The organism is Thermogemmatispora sp. (genome assembly GCF_019683755.1).
Taxonomy (GTDB): Bacteria; Chloroflexota; Ktedonobacteria; order Ktedonobacterales; family Ktedonobacteraceae; genus Thermogemmatispora.
In genome coordinates, this window is the sequence record NZ_JADGHT010000310.1 from 1 (window position 1) to 5589 (window position 5589).

At 59.2% G+C, this 5589-nt stretch carries 4 protein-coding genes; all 4 read left to right on the forward strand.

Annotation, left to right across the window (positions count from 1 at the left end; all coding sequences use genetic code 11):
- Positions 1 to 95: 95 nt before the first annotated feature.
- A complete protein-coding gene (gene rpsL, locus IRZ24_RS16080; protein ID WP_297166256.1) occupies positions 96 to 554 on the forward strand; it encodes a 30S ribosomal protein S12 in 459 nt (152 codons plus the stop codon).
- A gap of 1844 nt (positions 555 to 2398) precedes the next feature.
- Positions 2399 to 2848 (forward strand): 30S ribosomal protein S7, encoded by a 450-nt coding sequence (gene rpsG, locus IRZ24_RS16085; RefSeq protein ID WP_297166263.1) that lies wholly within the window; start codon positions 2399 to 2401, stop codon positions 2846 to 2848.
- Between the two features lie 9 nt (positions 2849 to 2857).
- The gene (gene fusA / locus IRZ24_RS16090) at positions 2858 to 4933 is read left to right on the forward strand and encodes an elongation factor G (protein WP_297166259.1); all 2076 of its coding nucleotides are present in this window, start codon (positions 2858 to 2860) and stop codon (positions 4931 to 4933) included.
- A gap of 557 nt (positions 4934 to 5490) precedes the next feature.
- Positions 5491 to 5589, forward strand: a 99-nt coding sequence (locus tag IRZ24_RS16095) for a GTP-binding protein (RefSeq protein WP_297155103.1), incomplete at its 3' end; no start/stop codon positions are given.

The window sequence follows — 5589 nt, forward strand, 5'->3', positions numbered from 1 at the left end:
TTTTGTATAAGAGACAGATATACAACCGCGCATAGATTGAGAAGGGGCGCGCACCAGCGCGCCCCTTCAGAGGACAGTTAGGGGAGGATTGCTCGTTGCCAACGATCAATCAGTTGGTCCGTAAGGGCCGTTCCAAGAAGGTCAGACGCTCGAAGGCTCCAGCGCTGTTGTTTTCCTATAACGCGCTGAAGAACCGTGTTATGCGCATGCGGGGCGCGCCGCAGAAGCGTGGCGTGTGTACGCAGATCCGTACGATGACGCCCAAGAAACCGAACTCGGCCATGCGCAAAATCGCGCGCGTGCGCTTGAGTAATTTGATGGAGGTAACGGCCTATATCCCAGGTGAGGGCCACAACCTCCAGGAGCACTCGGTGGTCTTGATCCGCGGTGGGCGCGTCAAGGATCTGCCCAGTGTGCGCTACCATATCATTCGCGGCACGCTAGATAGCGAGGGTGTCGCTAAGCGGCGCCGTGGTCGCTCGAAATATGGAGCCAAGCGGCCCAAGCCTGGGCAGGCGGCGGCCACTCCAGCCGCCAGGGGTGGTAAGAAGTAGCGCGTGGGCGGCTGCTGAAGTGCAGCAGAAGCATGCCAGAAGCATAGCCATCCGACCCGCCACATTCCCCGCTTTCCTGCCCGATACCGCCTGAGAGCGTTCAGGTAGGTCGGTTTACAGGTCGTACATCACGTTCGATCACGCATGCATCGGCGTTCTTCTCGCCCGATGTGTGTCGGGTGTCCTCCACGTCTGTCCCTCTGCCAGGCAGGCAACAAAAAGGCATGCGCTCGCTCTGGCGTGTTGTGTCACGTGGAAAGAGACGCTCGTGTGTGTCTGTCCTTCGCTCACCAGCGTCCGGAGAGCATCGGCGCCGGGTGAGCGGGCCAGGGCTAAGCAGAAGAAGAATGGCAGCCTCGTCTATCGTTGGCTGCCTGCGATAGCTCGGAGAAGCCCGACTGACTGGCTGGCTACCACCCCTGGCCTTGTATCTCGTCTAGAGCCAGCAGGCAAGGTAATCCTCGCTGCAGCGTCTGGGGTCCGGTTGTTGTAGTCAGAAAGAGAAGAAGAGACGTACTAAGCCACTTGCTCATCTCATAACCAACCCCGGGCGGGTCGGCAGATGGAGGCTGGGCCAGAGTGCCAGCAGCCAGATACAGCAATACGCAGCAGCAGCAGCAGCAGCACAAACAAATACAAGCACCTAGATAGCGAAGATTAGCGGCGTGAAGAAGCCCGCTAGCCCTAAGAGCGGAGCAGGTGGGGAGCTACCTGCGTCAGTCTTTGCTAGCACAGCAGGCCTTGCCTCCCCGAGGTAATGCCCGCTAGCGAGGGGAGCGTTAAACGAAAGCAGAGGCTGATTGTGCCATGACCGGCCGGTGCGAGCAGCGTACCGGTTGGGCAGTTGTCGCTGGCTCTGTGCCGCCCTGGATGGTCGGACTTTCTCTCGTTCAGGGGCGATGGTAGTGAAGAGCAAATCAGTGGAGAGTCAGGCGCCTGGCCACAGGTAGGCGAGAGCAAAGCAAGCACCTCATCGTCAAAGCAGAGCGCTAAGCTAGCTGAGAAGAGGAGAAAAGCCGAGACGAGACATCTGGCCGCATCGCAGCGCTAGATGGAAGTGAGGAGCGGGGTAGGAGCCAGCAAAAGCGGCCAGCCAAGAAGAGCGCCTGTTCGCGGCGGTAGTCCCACTGTCTGGCCCGAACAGGCAAGCAGGTAAGTTGGGAAAAGGCCTGCACCGGCGTGCAATCGAGCGCTAGTGTGAACCCAAGAGCGGCTGATCCGCAATCCGGTGCGGCTATCATCGTTGCTGATGCTGTAGGCGTTCGTATCCGATTGTAGCTTTCGTTCTCATCGGCGAGCAGCAGAAGCAAAAGCACATTCCTCTCATGCAAGGGTGGGCGCCCTGCCCGGGAGAACCGCCAGCCGGCTGCCAGAGAAGTAGCCGACCTGGCTCACCAGTAGAACTGGCCGAGACCTCTGGCCACCCAAGGTGCAGAGAGCAGGGCCAGTCTCAGCGGCCCGCGGAGCAGCTCGGCGTTCGCCTTTCTGCCCTCTGGCCGACCGTGGAAAAGCGAGAAGGGAGAGGCAGGTAGGTAGCGCAGGCTAGGTCAGGCCAGCAGATAGGGGTATCAGCTACAATCGAAGCGACGCCTTTTCTGGTGCTTTGCACAAGGCAGGTATCATAGGTACATACGTAGCGTAGCGTAGATGCTCGTCTGCGCGCGTCAATGGCTTACGGCCCATCTCACGGCCCAAGCTAATAGCGGCAGCAGCGACGAGCATATGTGTCGACCGCGAAGCGAAAGGGAGGAAAAGGAACCTTGCCAAGACGCAAACGTGTCCGTCGGTCAGAGTCAGACAAGCATAATAAGGACACCAGCCGCAAGTATGAGTATCGACGTGGGGTGCGCCGGCTCGAAGTCGTAGACCCTAAGTACCAGAGCCGCAAGGTGGCGAGCTTCATCGGCAAGCTGATGGTCGACGGCAAAAAGAGCCTGGCCGAGCGTATCCTCTACCAGGCTTTCGCTTTAATCGAGCAGCGGCAAAAGCGCCCAGCGCTAGAGGTCTTTGAACAGGCGATTAAGAATGCTACGCCGACGGTCGAGGTCAAGCCCCGCCGTGTCGGTGGCTCAACCTATCAGGTGCCTGTCAATGTCCGCGATGAACGCGGCATCTCCCTCGCCATGCGCTGGCTCATCCACTCTGCTCGGGCGCGTACCGGCAAGAGCATGGTGGAGAAGCTCGCTAACGAGATTATGGACGCTGCCGCCGGACAGGGTGCTACCATCAAGAAACGGGAGGAGACCCACAGGATGGCAGAGTCCAACAAGGCTTTCATCCATTATCGCTGGTAATACTCAAAGATGTCTAGAGAATATTCACTCGAAAGAACACGGAACATCGGTATCATCGCCCATATTGACGCGGGAAAAACGACGACGACCGAGCGCATCCTCTTCTATACCAAGAAGATTCACCGCATGGGTGAGGTTCACGAAGGGGCTGCGACGATGGACTGGATGGTACAGGAGCAGGAGCGTGGCATCACCATCACTGCTGCGGCTACAACCTGCTTCTGGCTTGACCATCGCATCAATATCATCGATACGCCCGGTCACGTCGACTTTACGGCTGAGGTCGAGCGCTCACTGCGCGTCCTCGATGGGGGTATTGTGATCTTCGACGCCGTGGCCGGCGTCGAACCCCAGTCCGAGACCGTCTGGCGCCAGGCCAATAAGTACAACGTCCCGCGGATCTGCTTTGTCAATAAGATGGATCGCGTCGGAGCTGATTTCTGGCGCACCATCCAGATGATCCGTGACCGTTTGGGGGCTAACCCTCTTCCTATCCAGTTACCCATCGGGGCAGAGAGTGACTTTAAGGGCTTTATCGATCTCATCGAGCAGCACGCCGTGATTTTCCTCGATGAGCTGGGGACGCGGCCTGAGCCGACGCCCATTCCGGCCGAGCTGGAGGAAGAGGCCAAGCGCCATCGTGATGCGCTCATCGAGCGTGTTGCCGAGACCGACGAGGAGCTGACCCTCAAGTACCTTGAGGGCGAGGAGATCACTAAGGAGGAAATCCGGGCTGCCCTCCGCAAAGCGACAATTGCCGGCACTCTAGTGCCGGTACTTTGTGGCTCCGCCTTGCGCAATAAAGGCGTTCAGGCTTTGCTGGATGCGGTAGTCGCTTATCTTCCTTCCCCTCTCGATATCCATCCTCCCGTCGGCGTCAATCCCAATACTGGTGAGCAGGTCACGCTCAGGGTGGCTGATGATGCTCCATTTAGCGCCCTGGCCTTCAAGATTGTCTCCGATCCCTTCGTGGGCCGTTTGGCCTATCTGCGCGTCTATTCCGGCACTCTGACCAAAGGCTCCTCGGTCGAAAATACGACCAAGGGCAAAACAGAGCGCATCGGGCGCTTGCTGCGCATGCATGCCAATCATCGCGAGGATATCGATGAGATTCGCGCCGGCGATATTTGTGCTGCCGTTGGTCTGCGCAATACTTTCACCGGCGACACCCTCTGCGATCCGCAGCACCCGGTGATTCTGGAGTCGATCTCCTTCCCTGAGCCAGTGATCGAGATCGCCATTGAGCCGAAGACGCGCGGCGATCAGGATAAGATGGCCATCGCCCTCGGCAAGTTGGCCGAGGAAGACCCCACCTTCCAGGTGCGCACCGATCCCGAAAGCGGCCAGACCATTATTCGTGGCATGGGTGAGCTGCATCTGGAGGTGATCGTCGACCGTCTCTTCCGCGAATTCAAAGTCGAGGCTAACATCGGGCGCCCCCAGGTGGCCTATCGCGAGACCATCACGCGCGAAGCGACCGCCCAGGGCCGCTATGTCCGCCAGACTGGTGGCCGCGGCCAGTACGGCGATGTCTGGATTCGCGTCGAACCCAATCCCGGCAAAGGCTTCGAGTTCATCAACGCCATCGTGGGCGGTGTTATCCCGAAGGAGTATATTAAGCCGGTTGAGATCGGTATCCGCGAGACGCTGGAGAACGGTATCATCGCCGGCTACCCGATGATCGATGTCAAGGTCACCCTCTTCGACGGCTCCTATCACGAGGTCGATTCGAGTGAGATGGCCTTTAAGACCGCCGGGTCGCTGGCGATTAAGGAGGCGGCGCGCAAAGCCGGTCCCATCTTGTTGGAGCCGGTGATGCTGGTCGAGGTGACGACGTCCGAGGAATTCTACGGCGATATCATCGGTGATCTGAACCGTCGTCGTGGCGTAATCTTGGGCATGGAGAGCCGTGGCTCCGTCTATGTGGTGCGGGCGCATGTCCCTCTGGCCGAAATGTTCGGCTATGTCAATGATCTCCGCTCCTTGACCAGTGGCCGTGCCAGCTATTCGATGCAGTTCGACCACTACGAGCCAGTGCCGCGCAATATCGCGGATGAGATTATTGGTAAGGCGGCTGCCAGCTAGGAAGAGCAGACGCTGCTGCTGGCAGCGCCTCCTTTCCCGCTGTGGGATGGGCGGATTCTGAGGTCTGGCGCATGTCTCTCTCCTCCCAACCTGATGGGGGAGAAGATCGTGAGAGGTTACGTCTGCGCCACGCCTCCTCTACCAGGGGCAGGCGATGCCCAGTCCCACATGAGCGGCTCGGACCGTCGGGCTCTCACAAGTCCTGGAGCCGGTGCCAGGGGACGGCCTCCCAGGACGCGGCCCTGAGTGAGCAGCGTGCCGCTCAGGTGAGCGTTGGCTAGGCACAAAGACCGACCTCGCCCGGCGGCAGATACTGTTCTTGGGCAGCCCCGCCTCCATTGAGGGGCTGACCGACTCTATCTCTGGTCGCGTCGTGCGGCGCTCGCTTCTCAATGGCGTCCGCACTTTACGCAACCTTGCTCGCACAGACTGAGTGCGTGCTACTCTATCTTAGCTGGTAATCGTGAAGCGATGCTGTTGCAAGGTGCAGCCCCTGGGCACGTTGTTGCATGTCCTGTTGCACTGAGCATGTGAGCACTAAGAAGTGAGGATGAACAATGGCGAAGCAGAAGTTTGAGAGGACGAAACCGCATGTGAACGTGGGAACGATCGGGCACATTGACCACGGCAAGACGACGCTGACAGCGGCGATCACG

Coding starts and splice junctions, on each gene's coding strand:
- fusA (WP_297166259.1), top strand. CDS start 2,858: ATGTCTAGAGAATATTCACTCGAAAGAACACGGAACATCGGTATCATC.